The organism is Erwinia amylovora (genome assembly GCF_017161565.1).
GTDB classification, from domain to species: domain Bacteria; phylum Pseudomonadota; class Gammaproteobacteria; order Enterobacterales; family Enterobacteriaceae; genus Erwinia; species Erwinia amylovora.
The window spans coordinates 607,152-626,666 of record NZ_CP066796.1 but is presented as its reverse complement, the minus strand read 5'-3'; the positions used below and the strand labels follow the sequence as shown (position 1 = coordinate 626,666).

The following is a 19,515-nucleotide window of genomic DNA, read 5'->3' as shown; positions in this document are numbered from 1 at the left end:
TCCCTTTTCTCAACGATTCAATAAGGATTCGCGTGACGCGTGCAGCACGCGGCTTGGATCCATGGCCAGATAAACTTCCGCCGATTCGCCCGGTGCCAGCGCGCTATGCGGCCACACCGCCACTGCCAGCGTGCGTTTACTGGCGCAGTTGGCTTCATCAAAGCGCAGAGGTTTGCTGCTGGTATTGCGTACCACTCCCACACTGAGCTGCACACCGTTAGTGCTACTGCTGTACCACTGGCCGCGAGTACTTTCGAACAGCAGTGCGGGCGTACTGCGGCAAACTTCACTCAAGCGCGTACCGGAGGTTTGCGGCTGGAAACCTGCCGGAGACTGCCCTTCAGCCAGATCGCGCAGTGCGTTTTCCACCACATCATGCTGATTCACACTGCTGTGCCGCCGCTCTACGCGCCCCATCGCATCGCTCAGCTGCTGGCGGTTATCTGCTGTGACATAACGCGTGGGATCGGTTTGATCGCCGATCAGGCGCGGGGTAAGAATAAACAGGCGCTGACGCTGTGAGATTTCATGGCGCTTTGAGCTGAACAGTTGACCAAGCCAGGGAATATCGCCCAGTAACGGAATGCGCCGATCGCGATCGGCACTCTCTTCCACATGGAAGCCGCCCAGCACCAGCGCCCGGTTCTCACTGATCAGCGCCTGAGTGCTGACCGTGCCGCGTTTCACGCCGGTAGCCTGGCCGTCACCGTTGGTTTGTACGTGGCCGTCTTCGATATCAATCATCAGCTGAATGCTGGAATGGCCTTCGTTACCCACCGCGCGCGGCGTCACCTGCAGGCTGGTGCCTGCCGTCACCGGCTGGATGTCCGCTACGCGTTCGCCGGTGGCGGTGATATAGGCCGTCTGGCTGAAGTCGATCACTGCCGGCTGATTTTCCAACGTCAGAACCGAAGGATTGGCGACGATCGAGGCGGTGCCCTCTCCTTCCAGCGCCTGGATATCGGCAAAGAAGCGTTTAAAATCGCTGACAAACAGCGTACCGCTGCCGGACATCAGTGAGCTGCCGCCGGTTACACCGCCTAATGTGGCCTGCCAGTTCGCTTCCAGCCGGTTTAATGCCGTGCGGTCGATGTCCAGAATAACCGCGTCTATCTCAACCAGATTCTGCGGCACATCAATTTTGGCAATCAGCTGGCTGTATTCATCGTGACGTTTATCATCATCGCGGATCAGCAGCGCATTGTTGCGCACATCGGCAGAGATGCGTCCGCTCACATCTTCAATCTCGTTATCCCTGCCGCCCGCCCTGTTGGAGGTTTTATTACGGCTTGATAAACGCGACAGTAACGTTTGGGTATTCTGCATCATGCTGTTGGTATCCGGGCCTCCCGGCGTACTGTCAATGCCGCTGGCGCTGGCTGGCGCCGCGCGTTTACCGTTCATCAGCTCATTCAGCATGGTGGCAACGCCGGGGATCACCACCGTCTGGTCACGGTAATGAATGGTGCGGTCGGCCACCGACGCATAGCGCAGCGGGAAGGTCATGACTTTACGCCGATCCTCTTTCTTCTCGCGTTGCTCACTGAAGCGCTTAACCAGCTCCAGATATTGCGGCGGCCCGGTCACCAGCACCACGCCATCATCCGGCAGTTCTCCCCAGCCAAAACGCGGGTCCAGCAGGCCAATTCCGCTTAGCGCCTGCTTAATATCCGGTGCGGCGTCCGGGGAGATCTCCAGACGTTCCGAGCTTTGCTCGTCCTGAGGGCTGACGTACAGCGTATTGTTGTAAACGAACCACTGGAAATGGTGCTCCAGCGCCAGGCGGTCGAGGAACGCACTGGCGTTTTCAGCGCGGATCTTCGCGGTAACCTCTGTGTCTTCCACATTGCCAAGGTGAAGATCAACACTGTGCCCGTCAGCAAAATCTTGCAGCACCGTGGATAACGGCGTGCGATCGGCAGAATAGGCGTATGACTGTTCTTTCCAGTCGGCCGGGGTCTGCGCCCCGGCCGGGAGTGTTGCGCACAGCATTAATAGCGCGCCCAACAACCGGCAGCGCAACTCTCGTTTCTCAACCATGGTTTCCCCTTGGTAAAAATGCCAGGCTGTGCAAAGGCACCGCGCCATGGGTTGCCGCTTTTCTTCGCGGTTGTTGTAGCATTGTCTGCCAGACATCACGTTGATTAAGCAGTGATTCCAGCTGTTGACAGACGGCGTTAACCTCCAGTTGACGGATAGCTAACGCTAATATCAGGCTGTTGCCTTGTTGCGCCAGTGCGGCGGCATCGCGGCCAAAATAACGTAGGGTCGGGGCCGAAAGCTGTAGCGCCCGCCCCAGCAGCTCATCGTCCAGCGAAGCATTGATCGTCAGCTCTGCCAACGCAAAAAACCGATCCGCCCGACGCTGCAACCAGACGACGCCGTCATCCACCGTCAGCTGTTGGTCTGTGCCAACATCGTCGAGCCAGCGCTGCGCCCACTGCTGCAATTCAGTTGATCTCATTGATGATGGCTTTGGCAAGCCCGTGTTTAACCGTCAGCTCCTGGCTCGCAGCCCAGCTGGCGTTGGAAAGTCCCATACTGGCTTCAAAGAAGGCAAAACTGTCCTCCTGGCTGTAGCCTTCACTGGCATCCAAGGTGGCATCGTCCAGTTGGGTTTGTGCTTTATCAAACTGACTGTCCAGGCGGCGCTGGAGCGCGCTGATTGATGACATAATTAAACTCTCTCATTGAGTGGGTCCTGTCTTTGAGTGGGGTTCGGGCGTGGCGGAGTTCCGTGGTGAAGTGAAGTTTTTTGTAGCGGTTTAGCTGGCTGTTTGAGGAGGGAGTAACTGGCGCACTGCCTGCTGCCAGTCAAGGGACAATTCGCCATTAGCGGTGACCAGTTTCAGGCTATCTTGCGCCAGCGACTCATCCGGCTGTAGCTGCCAGGCCAGGTGGTCATGACTGCGCAACCAGTCGGCGATCTCAAGATGCTGTGCCGGATGACAATAAAGGCTGCCCTGTTCAGTCAGGGTTTTTGCCCGTAGCAGTTGACGTAATATCGCCGCCAGCCGCTGTGTTTGCGGAACGTCAGTCAACAACTGGTCAAGCGCCTGCGTCAATACGCTGTCCATCACTTCAAGTACCTGCGCTTCCAGCTGCTGATATTGCTGCTGCCAGCTTTGCAGCAGCGTATCCGCCTGCTGCCAGAAAGCCTGCTCGGCGCGCTGCTGCGCATTCAACATCTCGACTTCTGCCTGCCGCTCCGCTTCTTCCAGCATCGCCTGTGCCTGTTGCCGGGCCTGCTCAAGGATATCCTGCCCCTGCTGCTGGATGCACAGCTGTGCCTGACTGACTACGGGTGCCAAATCGGCCTCCGCGTTGAGCAGGGTAATTCTTCTACGCGTCAACATAGTGGCTCCTGTGAGGCATACCAGAAAACCGCCTGCCACAGCGGCAGCAGACGTGCAGGAAATTCGGCTATCGGTGCCAGCTGCTCTACCGCCTTTACCGCTTCTTGCGGGAAGGATAACCGCAACCTTGGCCAGCATTGCGGCCCGGCGCGCATTTTCAGCAGCCACAACCCATTGATATCGCCCTCATCGCTGGGTAACCCGTTTAGCGTGGGCAGCCACATTCCGGGGCGCATCCCCTGGGCAATGCGCCGACACCAGCGCTGCTGTTCCGGCAGCAGCGTGGCCTGGGTACTGCCGCGCCAGCACACTTCCGCCGCCAGCCTTAAGGCCAGCTGGCGTTGCGATGCCGTTAGCTTCAGCCATGCCAACAGATCGCCATCGACGGGGATAAGCGGCGTTGCCAGCTGAAGCTGCTGGCAAATCATCGCATGATGGGTGTGGGCCAGCGCCGACAGAAGGGCATCTTCAAGCTGGTAAAAACTGGCCTGCCGCCACTGCGCATCGGCCGTCAGCCAGCAGTCAATGCACCACCAGCGCAGCCAGCGCAGCGCTGCATCGTCAGCAGCGGGCATTTCACTCATTATTCTGTCCGGGCGGCGGCGGTTGCTGCCGTTGACGGTAGCGCTGCCAGTGCGGCCAACCCAGCACGCCCGCTACCACCATCAGGATCAGCACGCCAATCATGCCGCTCAACCAGCTTAACTGTGCCGATCGCTCTGGCGTGACCAAAAACGGGCCAAAGGAAACCTGCGGCGGTTTATCCTGATAGCTCTCGGCGGGGACAAAGACAATCGCCAAATCTTTGTCTGACCGACCGGCCAGGCCCGGCAGGCTGCTGGCAACCATGCGCCGGATGCGCGGTTCGATAACATCGGGGTCGAGATCGGGGCGATATTTGATAAACACCGCTGCGCTGGCGGGCTGCACCGGCTCACCCGGCGCAATGCGCTCCGGTAGCACCACATGTACCCGGGCGACGATCACCCCGTCAATCTGACTCAGGGTCGATTCAACTTCCTGGGATAAGGCATAGATATAGCGCGCCCGTTCTTCCAGCGGCGTGGAGATCACTCCGTTCTTTTGGAATACTTCGCCAAGGTTGGTGCGCGCCGGTCGCGGCAAACCCGCCGCATCAAGAATGTGTACCGCCCGATTTAACTCTGCGGCATCTACCAGCACGGTAATACCTTCTTTATTGGTGAGTTTTTCCGCCTGGATATGATAACGCCCCAGCTCCGCCGCCACTTCGTTGGCGTCGTTTTCTGTCAGACCGTGATTGAGTTCGACCTGGTCATTGCAGCCGACCAACAGCAATACCGGCAGCAAGAGCAGCATCTTAAGAGATAATTTAGCCATAGGGGGTTACTGCAAGTTGGTCAGTTTTTCCAGACTCTGTACGCCTTTACCCACCAGCTTTGCGTTGAGCAGGCTCTCCAGATAATAGGAGGATAAGGTGCGGTTAGCGGCCATCACGCTTTGCGAATCAAGACTGCGCGAGACCTTAGCCAGCGCCCTGTCTGCCTGGTTGGCATGGCCACTGGCAGTTTCAGACAGGCTGGTGACTTTGTTTATCCAGGATTGATTGTCACTACTTGCCGGTTTAGCAGGTGATTGCAGCGCCGCGCTGAACCAGGAAGCATCCGCCGTGTTGCTGGCGGCAGAACTGACCTCATTATTCCCCGCGCTGACGGAGAGAGACTGGGCGTTTCCGGCATTGATTTTCATAGCTCATCCTCATCGGCAGCGACAAAAAAATCCGGGCGGAGGTTAATCACCTGGCGCCCGGTTACTCATCAGAACTGAATAGCTTTAGCCGCGTTGTGGCCAGAGTTTATGGACTTAGAAGCGGAGTCCATTTTGCCATCCAGGATCGAGTTCTGCGTATCCATCTTCATTTTAGACGCCTGAGCATTGGCAGACTCGGTCAGTGACTGACCCATTGCTGATTCCAGCGTCTTGGATGCTGAAGTGCTTGCGCTTGTAAGTGAACTGCCTGCCATACCTGTAATAATGCCGCTCATATTAATCTCTCCAATTATTGAGGTTGTGTTCCAGGAACATCACACAATGTTCGTTAATTAAGTGGCGGGCAGTTTCGATCGGTTCCCACGCGGCGCGTTTTTTTTCTTACATCAGCGAACGTAGCTTGACCCCGCATTCGGGCGCTACGCTGCTCTTTATCGATGCATGCATCCGCCTGTCGCGACTGTTTATGAGCGGGGTAAATAACAACACAAGAATGTCCCCCTTGCGCCGGGTAGCAGGGCTAACTGATAACGCAAGATAAGGGGCGTGGAGCCGCATCGAACCGGGGCCTGCACAACCGCGGCGTTCCTACGGGGTCAACCATCCCCTTCAATAAGCAAATTTGCCATTTCATCCAGTCTGACTTTGATGGTTCGCCATTGCGGCATCACCTGCGCCATCAGCCGGTAGAACCGCTCACTGTGGTTATGTTCCGCCAGATGGCACAGCTCGTGCAAAATCACATAGTCGATGCATCCCGGTGCGCCTTCACCAGGTTGGGGTTGAGCGTGAGTCTGCCAGCGGGAGAACAGCTCCCCCACTGAGTTTGCATGGTGAGAATATGCAGCGGCGGGGGAACATCCACCCACAGGGCCTGCTCCAGCATGGCCTCCAGCCTTCTGCGGAAAACGTCTCTGGCACGCGATCTGTACCAGTCAGAGAGTAGCTGCCTGACGTTTTCAGGCTCTTTTTGTCGGACGGTCACATCCAGCCTGCCGCGCAGCATTTTTACCCGCTGGATTTGCCCGGGTTCTGCCAGCACTTTAAGCAAATATTGTTTGCCCAGATAGTAGTGGCTTTCGCCGCTGATATACTGGCGCGGGGTGATATATTCACGCTGATTACGGAACTCCCGTAGCTGCTGCCAGATCCAGCGCCCGCGCTTTTTCACCGCGCCCAGCACGCTCTGGTCATCAGCCTCTTCAGGAGCAAAGACAACTACCCGGCAATCAGGATGGACTTTAATCAACACGCGGTTTGTTGCCCCGCTACGAGGCTGACGATCAAAGCTGATGCGCTCATCTCCATAGATAAAATACCCGGGGCGGGATCGCAGTAGGCATGGCATAGATTAAACTCCGTTTAATCCAACGCGGGTAATTTGTACCATCGTCTCGACGATCCTCTTCGCCTGCTCCATCCCACCACCGATGGCTTTGCACTTTTTGAACATCATCGGCAGCAGTTTTTTTCTGATATCGGCTTCCATATTCTGGGGATTAACCGAAGGCTTGCCGTAGCTGCCCGTACGCCTTTTAATTTGAATGCGCTCGTCTGTAAGATATTGTTTTTAATTAAAAAGGCAGAAACGCGGCGCCCTGCCGGATCCCGGCATAACCTTTGTACAGGTTTCTACCGCTCGCAGCACCGCTCACCACAGTGCATTCGGGAACGGCTTAAAAGCAGGCGATATGATGGATGATGATGACGGCGCAGAGTCACTTGACCGGGTGATAACCGGCGACAGCACATTCAGGCTGTCGCCGCTATGAATACAGACTGAGCGCCAATCCCTGGTTGTTACCCCGTTAAATCTACTGAGCAATAACCCGACCGGTGTTCACGTTCAATAATTTGATGCGGTGATATAGCGTACGCAAAGGAATACCCAACTCCTGCGCCGCATCATCAATGCTGTGACCGTGACGCACCAGGCAATCATAGATCACGTTCTTCTCAATGCGTCGCATCAACTCTTTCAGTTGTGGCCGCTCCTGTCCGCAATGACAGGGAAGGTCGAGTGGCGGTAGGCCCAGTACGAAACGTTCAGCGGCGGCTTTCAGCTCGCGGATATTCCCCGGCCAGCTATAGCTCAACAGACATTCATAGTGTTCCTGAGTGATTTCGCGTGGTGCGCATTGCAGCGTGCTTGCCGCCTTCTGAATAAAAGAACGAAACATCGGGATGATCACCTCAATGCGCGCCCGTAAAGGTTGCAGTTGAATACTGACCGTATTTAGGCGGAAATAGAGATCGCGCCGGAAACTGCCGCGCTCCACCAGGGTTAACAATGGCGTTTGCGTTGCGACAATGACACGCATATTGACCGGGGTAAAGCGGGTTCCGCCAAGACGTTCAACGCCCCTGTTTTCCAGCACGCGTAGCATTTTGGCCTGCAGTGAAAGTGGCATGCTGTCAATCTCGTCCAAAAACAAAATGCCGTTATCCGCTGCTTCGACATAGCCGGCGCGCGCCTGCCCGGCACCGGTATAAGCACCATTATTAATGCCAAACAGTTCGCTTTCCGCCAGCGTTTCGGGGATCGCCGCGCAGTTAACCGCGACCAATTTTCCCCGGCAGCCGGAAAGTTGGTGAATTTTTCGTGCCAGCGTGTCTTTTCCGGTTCCGGTCTCCCCCTCCAGTACCAAATCAATTTTCAAAGGTGCAACTGTTTTGATCATCTCAGCCAATGTGTCGTGGATATCGATGGGTTGTTCTTCTGTCAAAGAGATGTGCTCTCTCCGTCCCGGCCATGGCCGGGACGAGTGTTCACTATTCCTGATGTTCATAAAAAATTACCCCTGCCCTATCCATTATTTTTTTTAACATTGCTTCACTTGCACAGTCATGTTACAGCCGTTATACAAGACACAACTATTTACAATTATGCCTGTAATATTTACTCTGAGTTTACGCTGCCACTAAGAAATACCCATACTAACGTCCAGAAACCATCGTCTTATGCTGAACATTAAGTAAGGAATCTTCAGGGGGCAATGTAGGGATTACCCTACATTCGGGGGATAAAATGGAAGCGGTTACACTCCACAACCATTTTATCCAATTGTTTTTAATGGTGTTTTTAAATCTGGCGTGATAATAAATATCTGCTCAAGGAGGGAAGGGCGAGAGACAAATATAAGAGCATTCCTAAGTTATCAGGCAATGACTAATGGCGTATTTCACGATGTCCGCATTGGTGGTGAACATCATTTTTTCCATTAAGCGTGCTTTATGGGTACTGACAGTTTTATTACTGATAGCCAGCGCTTCAGCAATGTGATTAACCCCTCTGCCACGCGCTAACATCAGCATAATTTGCATTTCCCGCGCCGTCAGGCGTTCATGCATCGCTTCCCCTGCCTGCGTGTACTCGGCAAAGACAATCTGTTCAGCCAGTACGTGGTCGATAAAGCGTTGACCACGCGCCACGCGGTGGATCGCAGCCAGCAACGTCTCCGGGTCGTTGTCTTTAGTGATGTAGCCCAGCGCACCACATTTCAGCACGCGCCGCGCAATCTGCGGCTCGCTGTACATAGTGAGTATCAGTATTGGTAGCTTGGGGTATTGTAAATGGATGCGGGTCACCAGATCCTCGCCACAAACTCCCGGCATGCTCATATCCAGCAACAATAAATCAACCGGCTCAACGCGCAGCCCTTCCATCACCTGGGTGCCATTCCCGGCCTCGGCCACCACCACCAAACGTTCATCCAGCGAAAATATCTGCTTCAGTCCCTCACGCATGATGACATGGTCGTCCGCTACCATCAGGCGAATATTTTTATCCATTTATTATTCCATAATCTGCTTATTTTCATAAGCTTGTACAATAGGAATGGTTAACGATATGCGTGTACCAATGCTCAGTTTACTCTCAATTTCTACATTACCCCCCAGCATACGCCCACGCTCTCTCATGCTCATCAGGCCAAAAGCGTTGTCTTTACTGCTCTGGCAGTCAAAACCTTTGCCATTGTCGCGCACGGTAAGGACCACCGAATTAGCGTGGCGAACGAGTAAAATAATCACTTCGGAGGCCTGAGCATGGCGCGAGATATTGGTGAGTGATTCCTGTGCCACGCGGAAAGCCGCCGTAGCCTGTTCATCATTCAGCCTGACTTCATGCTCGGGGGTAATTAAGCGACAGCAACAGCCAATATGGCGGCTGATAAATTCATCCCGCAACCATTCCAGCGCGGGCGTCAACCCCATATCTAATACGTTAGGGCGCAGCCGGGTAGCCACATTACGCACCACCTGAATGGTTTTGTCCGTCAGGCCCATCAGATGCACAACGCGTTCATGTAGCAGCGGATTATCCTTGCTGAACTGGATACGCAGCATTGAAATACCCATTCTTAGCGAGGTTAAATGCTGCCCCAGCTCATCGTGGATCTCCCGCGCGATACGCTTACGCTCTTCTTCCCGCGAAACCTCACGCTGCCGCGCCAGCAGCCTCAGGCGCATATGTGAGTCTTCCAGCTTCCTTTCCGCATAATGGATGGCGGTAATATCGCGCCCAACCAACATCACGGAAATCAGGGTGCCATGCCGATCAAATTCGGGTACGCAGCGAATATGGTTAATGACCGTCCCGGCTGCTGTCTTGTTGTCAGACTCCACCAGTTCACCTTCGGCCTCCAGTTGGCTGTGCACCACCTCGCTCACCAGACGGTCGATATGCTTAACGCACGTCAGATCGCCCAGCAGTTCGCGGATCCGTCTCCCTCTGAGCTGTTCGGCCGATACGCACAGGTGGCGTAATGCGGCGGGGTTGGCATACTGGCAATTCAGACTGGTATCAAAACGCACCACCATATCCGGTGAGTTCTCGACTAATACCTGGAATTCCTGTTCTCTCGCATAAGACATCTGTTCCAGATGCTTACGTTCTCGCATATCCCTTACTACGCACATACTGTATTTGCCCTCTTCATAGACGAAAGGATTTGAACTGACCTCGACAGGTATCAGCATGCCCTGTTTGGTTTTGTGATGGGTTTCGAGGGTAAACATCTTATTGTTGCCGCCCTCACCTATCCGCTCCCACATGGCATAAATATCCTCTTTACTCCATGCAGGGTCGATGTCCGACACGCACATGTTCAACAACTCATCATTGCGATAGCCCAACATGCGGCACGACTCGTTATTGACGTAAAAAAAACGGGTTTGGCTGTCAACCAGATAGACGGCGTCTTTCACCGTATTCAACGCAAACTCGAGCAATTTGAGCGGCTCACTGCTCGCGCTCACCTGTCGCTCGGAAAATTGCATCTCATCTCCTTTCTGTAAACATTGTTTACCTGATTAGGCTGCACATCTGCAATTTTGCAAAGTCGCATTGAGGCAGTGTCCAGACGGCAAGACAGGACACTGTGCACATCACTTTACGATTAAGCGCATTATCCGTCTATCCAACTTAAGAAAATACTGACTGTTTCAGCGTGACGCGCGCACGCGACAGACGTGAACGCACGGTGCCAATCGGGATATTCAAATGTGCTGCAATAGCCTGATAACTGCCGTCTTTCTCGACCAGCATGTTCAACAGACGGCGCGTATCTTCCGGCAAGTTGGCAATGGAATTAAGCGTCGAATTAAGCAGACGCTGATATTCGGTGATATGGCTGGGATCGTCGCCCTGAGTCAGGATGATATCGTCTTCCAGTTCATCACAACGCGGTCGTCCGGACTGCAGGCGAAAATGGTTGCGCACTAAATTTAAGGCAATGCCAAACACCCAGGTTTCTGGCCGTGACGCGCCAGCGAATTTGTCACGGTTGCGCAAAACCTCCAGCCAGGTCATTTGCTCCAGATCTTCGGCATCCTCGCGATGGGATACGCGCTTGCGAATAAAATGATGCACGCGTCGCCCATGCTCACGGAATATGCCTTCCCAATCAATATTAAGCGGTAGCCCATCGTTGACCGATGTTGATTCAGTTGTTTGCAGGTGAATTTCTGTCATGGCTTGCTCCGTTACTAAATCAGGTGATGCCTTAGCGGCAACATCTGTTTAGCAAGGCTTGTGCCAAACAAAAATAATCACATAACACACTGATAACAGTGTGTTATTAATTTAAATTGTCGCAATTTCTGGCAACTTGTTGCCAGGATAAACCGCCAAAATTTGCAATAAGTTGCATATGTCGCTGGCGACTTTATTTAACAGCGGCATGGCCAGGGAACCGATGCGTCAATCGCACCACACAATGACAACTGCTCTCATCATTGAAGGTTCGCCAGGATGAAAATTGCTCCCGTTTTACCCGGCATTCAACCGCCACATCCCGTCGCGATAAATGCGGCTGATGAAGCCCCTGCCCCAACCAGCGTGGCACCATCAGCAGCAGCCAGTGCGTCGGCGCGCATGCCTGTATCACCGCTGGAGGACTCAATGGAGGAAGTCTCCATGACCTTTGCCGAACATGTGGAGCGTAAAAGTAAAGCGCTGAATCAGCGGCGGGTAGTTGCACAGCCGGGCGGCCGAGCGCAGCAACATATTGAGCGCATTGAAAAATTAGACGAATTGCTTAAGCTGTTAGAACATCCGCAGCATGCGCGTTTAGAAACGCAAAACCAGAAAATGCAAACCCTGCTGCAACATTCCGCATCACCGGGGATGGATGAGCTACTGCATGCGGCTGGCGGCGACCCGGCGCGCTGTGACGTGCTGCTGCGCCATACGCTGTTACAGGCGCAACGCACGCAAAACAGCGAACTGGCCACTAAGGCGGCGCAAAGTCTTGAACTGCTGCACAAGGAAAAAGGGGCTGAAGTCAGCGCCGGACTGAATACCGCCAGCGCCATTGCCAGTTTCAGTACCGATCCCACGCAAAAACAGGTTATGCGTCAGCTTTATTACCAGACGATTGTTCACCTGCAATCGGGCAATGCAATGCTTGACGCCCTGTTGAACAGCTTCGGTAGTGCGCATTTCAATCAGGGTTTACGCACCCTGCAGCGTGCGCTGGCGGATGATATTGCGTCACGCAGCTCTTCCATCCCCAGGCGTGCGCTGCAAAAAATCCTCAGCAGCCTGCAGGATGCCAGTAACATCAGCCAGACGCTGACCGCCAGTAAAACCCTGCTCACGCGCCTGGCGGGCAAGCTGCCCACGATTAATTTCACCTCGTTAGAGCTAACCCGCCGTCTGCTAAACCTGAGCGGCAACGGGGCGTACCTGCGCGATTTGCAAAACCTCTCGCGTGACGTGGCCGGCCAGCATCCGCACCATCAGGTGCTGTTCCTCAGTGGCCTGGTCCCGCTGGTTTATCACTTGCCGCTGGGGTTATGGCGCGATGATAAAAGTAAAAACCGTCAAATGGCGCTGAATCTGCTGCGCAAGGTGATCAGTGATTACGCCGGGCAGGAACCGCGCGCCAGCCTGACACAACCCAGGACGGCGCTGTAAATGAGTTCTCTGTTTGTCTGGCTAAATCGCCTCGCCATCAGTGCGATGCAGCGCTCGGAAGTGGTGGGCGCTGCGATTGTCATGTCGATCGTTTTCATGATGATCATTCCGCTGCCCACCGGCCTGATCGACGTGCTGATTGCGCTCAATATCTGCATTTCATCACTGCTGATCGTGCTGGCGATGTATTTGCCAAAGCCGCTGGCCTTCTCGACGTTTCCCTCAGTCCTGCTGTTGACCACCATGTTCAGGCTGGCGCTTTCGATCTCCACGACCCGCCAGATCCTGCTGCAACAGGATGCCGGGCACATCGTTGAAGCCTTCGGTAACTTCGTCGTCGGCGGTAATCTGGCGGTCGGCCTGGTGATCTTCCTGATCCTGACGGTGGTGAACTTCCTGGTGATCACCAAAGGCTCTGAACGCGTGGCTGAAGTCGCTGCGCGCTTTACCCTTGACGCCATGCCGGGCAAGCAGATGTCGATAGACAGCGACCTGCGTGCGGGGCTGATTGAAGCGCATCAGGCGCGCCAGCGCCGCGAAAACCTGGCGAAAGAGAGCCAGCTGTTCGGCGCAATGGATGGCGCAATGAAGTTTGTTAAAGGCGACGCGATTGCCGGACTGGTGATTGTCTTTATCAATATGATTGGCGGTTTTGCTATCGGCGTACTGCAAAACGGCATGGAGGCCGGTGCCGCAATGCATATCTATTCGGTGCTGACCATCGGTGACGGCCTGATCGCCCAGATCCCCGCGCTGCTGATCTCACTGACCGCCGGGATGATCATCACCCGCGTCTCCGCCGACGGTCAGCAGGTTGATGCGAATATCGGCCGCGAAATCGCCGAACAGCTCACCAGCCAGCCCAAGGCCTGGATCATGTCGGCAGCGGGAATGCTGGGCTTCGCGCTGCTGCCCGGCATGCCAACGGCGGTATTTGTCATTATCAGCGCCATCGCGCTTGGCAGTGGGCTGTTCCAGCTGTGGCGCATCAAACAGCAGGATAGCCAGCAGCAGGCCGACGAGCTGCACGCGCAGCAGCTGGCGCCAGAAGATAACGGCTATCAGGATCTGCGCCGCTTCAACCCGACGCGCGCCTATCTGCTGCAATTCAGCCAGGAACATCTCAATAGCGAAGCCGCTGAATCACTGATTCAGCACATCCGCCGACTGCGCAACCGGCTGGTTTATCACTTTGGATTTACCCTGCCCAGTTTTGATATCGAATTCTCACCGGCGTTGGCCGCTGACGAATTCCGCTTCTGCGTATATGAAATTCCCCTGGTGACCGCCACCTTCGCCGTCGAGCAGCTGGCGGTCAGAACAAGCAGCATTGAAATACATCTTGCCGATGGCGAAAGTGACGGCCAGATCCAGCCCGGCCAGGCCGAACGCGATGAACATCACTGGTGCTGGCTTCCCCCGCAGCATCCGTTGCTGCAACAGGAAGATCGGCGCTGCTGGAACGCACAACAGCTGATCATGCTACGGATGGAACAGGCTATCCACCAAAGCGGTGCGCAGTTTATCGGTTTGCAGGAGAGTAAATCGATCCTCAACTGGCTGGAGAGCGAACAGCCAGAGCTGGCGCAAGAGCTTCAGCGCATCATGCCGCTTTCCCGTTTTGCTGCGGTACTGCAACGTCTGGCCTCGGAACGTATTCCGCTGCGCTCGGTACGTACCATTGCCGAAACGCTGATTGAGCACGGCCAGCATGAGCGCGACAGCGCTGCCCTGACCGACTTTGTGCGTATCGCGCTGAAAGAACATATCTGCCACCAGTATCAGCAGCCCAACGGGCTGAATGTCTGGCTGCTGACGCCGGAAACCGAAGAACTGCTGCGCGATTCGCTGCGTCAGGCCCAGAGCGAAACCTTCTTCTCGCTGGCCCAGGAATACGGCATCAACCTGCTGAATCAAATGCGCAGCGCCTTCCCGCCTTATGACAACCACCACGCGCTGATCCTCGTGGCCCAGGATTTACGCAGCCCGCTGCGCGCCCTGTTGAAAGACGAGTTTCATGCTGTACCGGTGCTGTCCTTTGCTGAATTAACCAGTAACGTCGCCATCAATGTGCTGGGACGGCTCGATTTACAGCAGTCACCGCCAGAACTTCAGGAAAATGACCCATGCATGAATTACGCGTACTGACCGGGTTACATCGCGGCGCGGCGCTGCCGCTGAGTGGCCAGCAGTGGTGGATTGGTGCCGCACAGGATGCCGATCTGGCACTTTTCGATCCCGGTATCAAAGACCGCCACTGCCGGTTGAGCAAAACCGACCTCGGCTGGGAAGTCACGGCGCTGGAAGGACCGCTGAACGACAACGAAGGGCAGCGCTGTGAGCAACTGACTGACCTGCAACCCGGCACCGCATTTGCACTGGGGCATATCTGGCTCAGTATTGTCAGCGCCTCGATGCCCTGGCCGGAAGAAAACGATGAACCGATGCAGGAAGAAGAGATACCGCTTGCTGGCGCTGCGGCGGTCGCGGTTGCCACGGATGATAAACCGGCTGCGGTGGCGGCGACGCTGGAAAAACGCCCGCTGCCGCTTTGGGCAAAAGCGGTCTATCTGTTACTGAGCCTGCTGCTGGTGATGATGCTCGGCGGCTGGCTGTTGCAGGACAGCATTGCCTCCCCTTCTGCTCCGCCCGCGCCGGGTAAACCGCTGTTATCGAGCGTGGAGCGTACCCGCCAGGTGGTCACCAGCATGCTGCTCGACCGGGGGCTGGACAGAAGCGTGACGCTGTCATCTGACAGCAACAGCCTGACGCTGTCGGGCAGTATCAACAGCGAGGACAATCAACGACTGGAGCGTATGCTGGCCAACCTGTATCAGCATTTTGACGTCAAGCTGCCGATTCATAACCGGGCAACCACGGTCAGCATGCGTCTGCCGTTTACTATTGTGCAAATCAGCAGCGGCCCGCATGCGAATATCGTCACCGCAGACGGACAGCGCATATTTATCGGCGACGAAATCGATCGGCTGCGGCTGGTGGCGATTAACGCCGACAGCCTTGAGTTTGCCGGGCGGGAAAACATCAGGGTGAAATGGTGATGAGCGCGCTACAGCAGCGTCTGACGCAGTGGGCGCAGCAGCATCAGCGCCGCCTGGAGCGCTACGCGCCCGTTAGCCGTTACGGCCGTGTGACGGGTATCAGCGGCATTCTGATCGAATGCATCCTGCCGGGCGCGCGCATCGGCGATTTATGCCGTATCCAACGCAGTGACGGCGGCAGCGTGCTGTCAGAGATCGTGGGCTTCAGCCCGGAGAAAATCCTGCTGTCGGCGCTGGGCGCGCTGGACGGTATTTCACAGGGAGCCACTATCGTCCCGCTTTATCTGCCGCACAGTATTTGCGTCAGTGAGCAACTGCTGGGCAGCGTGCTGGATGGTTTCGGCCGCGCGCTGGAGCCTGGCGGGCACAGCGCTTTCGCCGAACCGGGCACCCAGGTACGCGCCGTACCGGTGCTGAACGATGCGCCGCCCCCGACCGAGCGCCCGCGTATCACGACCCCGCTGCCCACCGGACTGCGGGCGATTGACGGCCTGCTGACCATCGGTAACGGCCAGCGCGTGGGTATCTTTGCCGGAGCAGGCTGCGGCAAAACTACGCTGCTGGCGGAGCTGGCGCGCAACACCCCGTGCGATGCCATCGTCTTTGGCCTGATCGGCGAGCGTGGTCGTGAACTGCGCGAGTTTCTTGACCACGAGCTGGATGATGAATTACGCAGCCGCACGGTGCTGCTGTGCGCCACTTCGGACCGCAGCAGTATGGAGCGCGCCCGCGCCGCATTTACCGCCACCGCCATCGCCGAGGCGTTTCGCGCCGAGGGCAAAAGCGTGCTGCTGATCGTCGATTCACTCACCCGCTTTGCCCGCGCACAGCGTGAGATTGGCCTGGCGCTTGGCGAACCGCCCGGTCGTGGCGGGCTGCCACCATCGGTTTACACCCTGCTGCCAAGACTGGTTGAACGGGCCGGACAAACCCAACAGGGGGCGATTACCGCCCTGTATTCAGTGCTGATCGAGCAGGATTCGATGAACGATCCGGTGGCCGATGAAGTGCGTTCCCTGATCGACGGTCACATCGTACTAAGCCGCCGCCTGGCCGAACGCAACCACTATCCAGCCATCGATGTTTTAGCCAGCCTGAGCCGTACCATGAGCAACGTGGTCGAACCCGGCCACATGATGCAGGCCGGGCGGCTGCGCAGCCTGATGGCAGCGTATCAGCAGGTTGAAATGCTGATCCGCCTGGGTGAATACCAACCCGGAAATGACAGCCTGACCGATGCCGCCGTCAACGCCAATGACATTATCAACCGGTTCCTGCGCCAGTCGATGCGCGCCCCCGATCCTTTTGAACAAACCCAGTATCAACTTGCGGAGGTCAGCGCCCATGCCCCTGATTGACCATGAACTTGACCACCAGCCGGATGTTCAGCGCCAAAACCTGCAACAGGCGTTAAACGTGCTGATGCCGATCCGTCGTCAGCGTATGAATCGCGCCCAGCGCCAGCTGCGTCAGCAGCAGATGCAGGTGGAGCAGGCGCGGCAGCATCAGCTGGCACAGCAACAGCAGCTGACGCAGTATCAACAGGACTATCAGCAACAGCGTGACCAATTCCAGCAGCGCCAGCCATCACGGGAAAAACTGACGCAGCGGCTGGCCAGTGAACAGCAAGCGCTACAGGCGGTGGGGCTGCAGCAGCAGCAATGCCAGCAGGCGCAGCAGGCCTGCGAGGAAGCCGCATCAGAGCTGGAGCAGGCCGCGCAGCGCGCGCGCCAACAGCAGAAGGCGGTGGAAAAACTGGAATATTTGTCTGAACACCTGGAGGAGGCGTGATGAATACATCGGGTTATTCTGACCGGCTGCCGCCCTCCCCGCGCCAAACCCAGGCGGATGAGCGCTGCCGCGAACGCCTGCCGCCGTCCAGACAGCGTCAGCATGATGGCAAAGAGGCCGGCCCGACTGCGCCAGGCTCGATGTTTTTTGCCTGCGTCAGTGAATTCATGCCTGAAAACGACCCCCTCCAGGAAGAAGCGCCGTCGCCCGACTGGCAGATGCTGCACCATGAACTGCGTGAGCGCATCGGCGGGGGCGCCGCATCAGATTGTGCCTTTACCCTGTTGCTACCTGAGGCGGGCGAAGTCGATGTCACCCTTGCCGCGCGCCAGCCCGTCGGCTGGGAGATAGCCCTGCGTTTTCCGCCACAGGTCTGGCGTCACTGGCAGCGCCGGGAAATCCAGTGCCGCCGCCTGTTGAGCCAGTCGCTCAACGGCCCGGTACGGTTGTCGATAGAGCAAGGAGAAGCGCCATGAGCGAGGCAACTCCGCTAAATTTGCCGCGCTTAACCCGCGCCGGGGTGCGCTCGCAAAACCGCCTTGCTGGCGCTCACCATTACCCGTTTACCCTCGGCGATGAGTCGGGCGCGCTTTATATACTGCCCGGCACACCGCAGCAGTCTGTTGAACTGAGCCACTGGCGCTGCGCGCTGGGGGCTTTTTCTCTCGCCAATGCTGCGCCGTTGCTCAACCTGCTGTCGCAGTGTCCTTTGCCAGCACCGGGCGCGAACCCGCCGGACAGCGACTGGCAATGGGCGCTGTTCAACCAGTATTTAAGCCCGGAGCTGGCCCTGCTGCTTGGCGAACTTCAGCCGGATGAGCCAGCGCAAGACGGCGAGGTAAACGCCAGACTGCACGTCAGGCTGGGCGACCGTCACGCTGAATGCCCGCTACGGTTCGGCCACGCGCAGCTGGCGCACTGGCTGAGCCAGCCGGGTTGGCAATCCAGCCGGACAAAGCTTGCAGGCGCAATCACCTACAGCCAGCCGCTGGTGCTAGGGCGCATCACGCTGTGCACGGAACAGCTGCAAGCGTTAACCGCCGGCGACCTGCTGATCCCCCCCGTCAGCTATTTTACCCCGGACGGCCAGGGCAGCCTGACCGTTGCCGGACAGCGGTTATACGGTGAATTGCAGTTGCCCCACCATTTTTTGCTTAACCATTTGGAGAGTACCGCCTTGAACAGCGCCGACGACGATGCACTAACCGAAGGTTCACTGCCTGAATACACCGGCTGCGAAGATAACCCGCAGCTGGCATCTCTGCCGCTGTCGCTGGAAGTACGCTGTGGCCGTACCGCACTGACGCTGGGCGAACTGCAACGGTTGCAGGCGGGCAGCGTGGTGACGCTGGACAACGTCACGCCGGGGGAAGCCGGTTTGTACCACGGCGACACCCTGATTGCGCGCGGTGAACTGGTGGATGTGGAAGGACATCTGGGATTACAGCTAACCCAGCTGCTGCTGACATCCTGCCAGGAGGTTGGATGAACACCGAGCAATTCGATCCGATGACTTTCGCCCTGTTCCTTGGGGCGCTGTCCTTGATCCCGATGTTAATGATCGTCTGTACCTGTTTTTTGAAAATCTCCATGGTGCTGTTGATCACACGCAATGCCATCGGGGTGCAGCAGGTGCCGCCCAATATGGCGCTGTACGGCATAGCCCTGGCGGCCACGCTGTTCGTCATGGCCCCGGTATTCAACCAGATGCAGCAGCAGTTTAGCCAGGTTCCCGCCGATTTATCCAGCATGGACAACCTGAAAACCAGCGTCACTAATGGGGTTGCACCATTACAAAAATTCATGACCCACAATACCGATCCCGACATCCTGATCCACCTGCAGGAAAACAGCGTACGCATGTGGCCAAAGGAGATGTCGGACAGCGTCAATAAAGACAACCTGCTGCTGGTGATCCCCGCCTTTGTGCTGTCCGAATTGCAGGCCGGTTTTAAGATCGGTTTTTTGATTTATATCCCGTTTATCGTTATCGATTTAATTGTCTCAAACGTGCTGCTGGCGCTGGGCATGCAGATGGTGGCCCCAATGACCCTGTCATTGCCGCTGAAAATGCTGCTGTTTGTGCTAATCAATGGCTGGACCCGCCTGCTCGACGGCCTGTTTTACAGCTACCTGTGAG

General features: G+C 56.4%; 21 protein-coding genes and 1 pseudogene. 8 read left to right on the top strand and 14 right to left on the bottom strand.

Annotated features, from left to right (window positions below; translation table 11 throughout):
• Positions 1-9: 9 nt before the first annotated feature.
• The 14 genes and pseudogenes from sctC to JGC47_RS02790 all read right to left on the bottom strand — a co-directional run bounded on the left by sctC (position 10) and on the right by JGC47_RS02790 (position 11,079).
• On the bottom strand, positions 10-2,040 hold the full coding sequence (gene sctC / locus JGC47_RS02855; RefSeq protein ID WP_004155366.1) for a type III secretion system outer membrane ring subunit SctC: 2,031 nt from the start codon (positions 2,038-2,040) through the stop codon (positions 10-12).
• Entirely contained in the window at positions 2,033-2,464 is a 432-nt protein-coding gene (gene hrpG / locus JGC47_RS02850) for a type III secretion system chaperone HrpG (RefSeq protein ID WP_004155365.1), read from the bottom strand. The genes sctC and hrpG overlap by 8 nt, the downstream gene beginning before the upstream one ends.
• Positions 2,451-2,675, bottom strand: coding sequence for an HPr kinase (locus JGC47_RS02845; RefSeq protein ID WP_004155364.1), 225 nt, complete (start codon positions 2,673-2,675; stop codon positions 2,451-2,453). The genes hrpG and JGC47_RS02845 overlap by 14 nt, the downstream gene beginning before the upstream one ends.
• A gap of 90 nt (positions 2,676-2,765) precedes the next feature.
• Complete coding sequence (sctL, locus tag JGC47_RS02840) at positions 2,766-3,356, bottom strand: type III secretion system stator protein SctL (RefSeq protein ID WP_004155363.1); 591 nt, start codon at positions 3,354-3,356, stop codon at positions 2,766-2,768.
• Entirely contained in the window at positions 3,350-3,940 is a 591-nt protein-coding gene (locus JGC47_RS02835; RefSeq protein WP_004155362.1) for a hypothetical protein, read from the bottom strand. The genes sctL and JGC47_RS02835 overlap by 7 nt, the downstream gene beginning before the upstream one ends.
• Positions 3,933-4,715 carry a type III secretion system inner membrane ring lipoprotein SctJ gene (gene sctJ, locus JGC47_RS02830; RefSeq protein ID WP_004155361.1) on the bottom strand — a complete coding sequence of 261 codons (783 nt, stop codon included), beginning with the start codon at positions 4,713-4,715 and terminating at the stop codon, positions 3,933-3,935. Before sctJ ends, JGC47_RS02835 begins: the two co-directional genes overlap by 8 nt.
• Before the next feature lie 6 nt (positions 4,716-4,721).
• Positions 4,722-5,084, bottom strand: coding sequence for an EscI/YscI/HrpB family type III secretion system inner rod protein (locus JGC47_RS02825; RefSeq protein ID WP_004155360.1), 363 nt, complete (start codon positions 5,082-5,084; stop codon positions 4,722-4,724).
• A gap of 68 nt (positions 5,085-5,152) precedes the next feature.
• Entirely contained in the window at positions 5,153-5,380 is a 228-nt protein-coding gene (locus tag JGC47_RS02820) for a type III secretion system major pilin HrpA (protein ID WP_004155359.1), read from the bottom strand.
• Positions 5,381-5,701: 321 nt separating this feature from the next.
• Positions 5,702-6,453 (bottom strand): annotated as a pseudogene (locus JGC47_RS02815) (M48 family metallopeptidase).
• 3 nt (positions 6,454-6,456) lie between these two features.
• Positions 6,457-6,594, bottom strand: a complete 138-nt coding sequence (locus JGC47_RS02810; protein ID WP_004155356.1) for a hypothetical protein — start codon at positions 6,592-6,594, stop codon at positions 6,457-6,459.
• A gap of 325 nt (positions 6,595-6,919) precedes the next feature.
• A complete protein-coding gene (locus JGC47_RS02805; protein WP_004155355.1) occupies positions 6,920-7,894 on the bottom strand; it encodes a sigma 54-interacting transcriptional regulator in 975 nt (324 codons plus the stop codon).
• Between the two features lie 361 nt (positions 7,895-8,255).
• On the bottom strand, positions 8,256-8,897 hold the full coding sequence (locus JGC47_RS02800; protein ID WP_004155354.1) for a response regulator: 642 nt from the start codon (positions 8,895-8,897) through the stop codon (positions 8,256-8,258).
• 3 nt (positions 8,898-8,900) lie between these two features.
• On the bottom strand, positions 8,901-10,385 hold the full coding sequence (locus tag JGC47_RS02795) for a PAS domain-containing sensor histidine kinase (RefSeq protein WP_004155353.1): 1,485 nt from the start codon (positions 10,383-10,385) through the stop codon (positions 8,901-8,903).
• A 145-nt stretch (positions 10,386-10,530) separates the two neighbouring features.
• Positions 10,531-11,079 (bottom strand): RNA polymerase sigma factor, encoded by a 549-nt coding sequence (locus JGC47_RS02790; protein WP_004155352.1) that lies wholly within the window; start codon positions 11,077-11,079, stop codon positions 10,531-10,533.
• Positions 11,080-11,358: 279 nt separating this feature from the next.
• On the opposite strand from JGC47_RS02790, the gene sctW reads away from it, so the two are divergent.
• The 8 genes from sctW to sctR are packed head-to-tail and all read left to right on the top strand — an operon-like array spanning position 11,359 to position 19,514.
• A complete protein-coding gene (gene sctW, locus JGC47_RS02785; RefSeq protein WP_004155350.1) occupies positions 11,359-12,525 on the top strand; it encodes a type III secretion system gatekeeper subunit SctW in 1,167 nt (388 codons plus the stop codon).
• Positions 12,526-14,673, top strand: a complete 2,148-nt coding sequence (gene sctV, locus JGC47_RS02780) for a type III secretion system export apparatus subunit SctV (protein WP_004155349.1) — start codon at positions 12,526-12,528, stop codon at positions 14,671-14,673.
• On the top strand, positions 14,652-15,584 hold the full coding sequence (gene sctD, locus JGC47_RS02775) for a type III secretion system inner membrane ring subunit SctD (RefSeq protein WP_004155348.1): 933 nt from the start codon (positions 14,652-14,654) through the stop codon (positions 15,582-15,584). Before sctV ends, sctD begins: the two co-directional genes overlap by 22 nt.
• The gene (gene sctN / locus JGC47_RS02770) at positions 15,578-16,942 is read left to right on the top strand and encodes a type III secretion system ATPase SctN (RefSeq protein ID WP_004155347.1); all 1,365 of its coding nucleotides are present in this window, start codon (positions 15,578-15,580) and stop codon (positions 16,940-16,942) included. Before sctD ends, sctN begins: the two co-directional genes overlap by 7 nt.
• Positions 16,929-17,375: a hypothetical protein gene (locus tag JGC47_RS02765; RefSeq protein WP_004155346.1), complete on the top strand. Its 447-nt coding sequence runs from the start codon at positions 16,929-16,931 to the stop codon at positions 17,373-17,375. The genes sctN and JGC47_RS02765 overlap by 14 nt, the downstream gene beginning before the upstream one ends.
• Positions 17,375-17,851 (top strand): type III secretion system HrpP C-terminal domain-containing protein, encoded by a 477-nt coding sequence (locus JGC47_RS02760; RefSeq protein WP_004155345.1) that lies wholly within the window; start codon positions 17,375-17,377, stop codon positions 17,849-17,851. Before JGC47_RS02765 ends, JGC47_RS02760 begins: the two co-directional genes overlap by 1 nt.
• Positions 17,848-18,864 (top strand): FliM/FliN family flagellar motor switch protein, encoded by a 1,017-nt coding sequence (locus JGC47_RS02755; protein WP_004155343.1) that lies wholly within the window; start codon positions 17,848-17,850, stop codon positions 18,862-18,864. The genes JGC47_RS02760 and JGC47_RS02755 overlap by 4 nt, the downstream gene beginning before the upstream one ends.
• Positions 18,861-19,514 carry a type III secretion system export apparatus subunit SctR gene (sctR, locus tag JGC47_RS02750; RefSeq protein WP_004155342.1) on the top strand — a complete coding sequence of 218 codons (654 nt, stop codon included), beginning with the start codon at positions 18,861-18,863 and terminating at the stop codon, positions 19,512-19,514. The genes JGC47_RS02755 and sctR overlap by 4 nt, the downstream gene beginning before the upstream one ends.
• The last annotated feature ends 1 nt before the right edge of the window (position 19,515 follow it).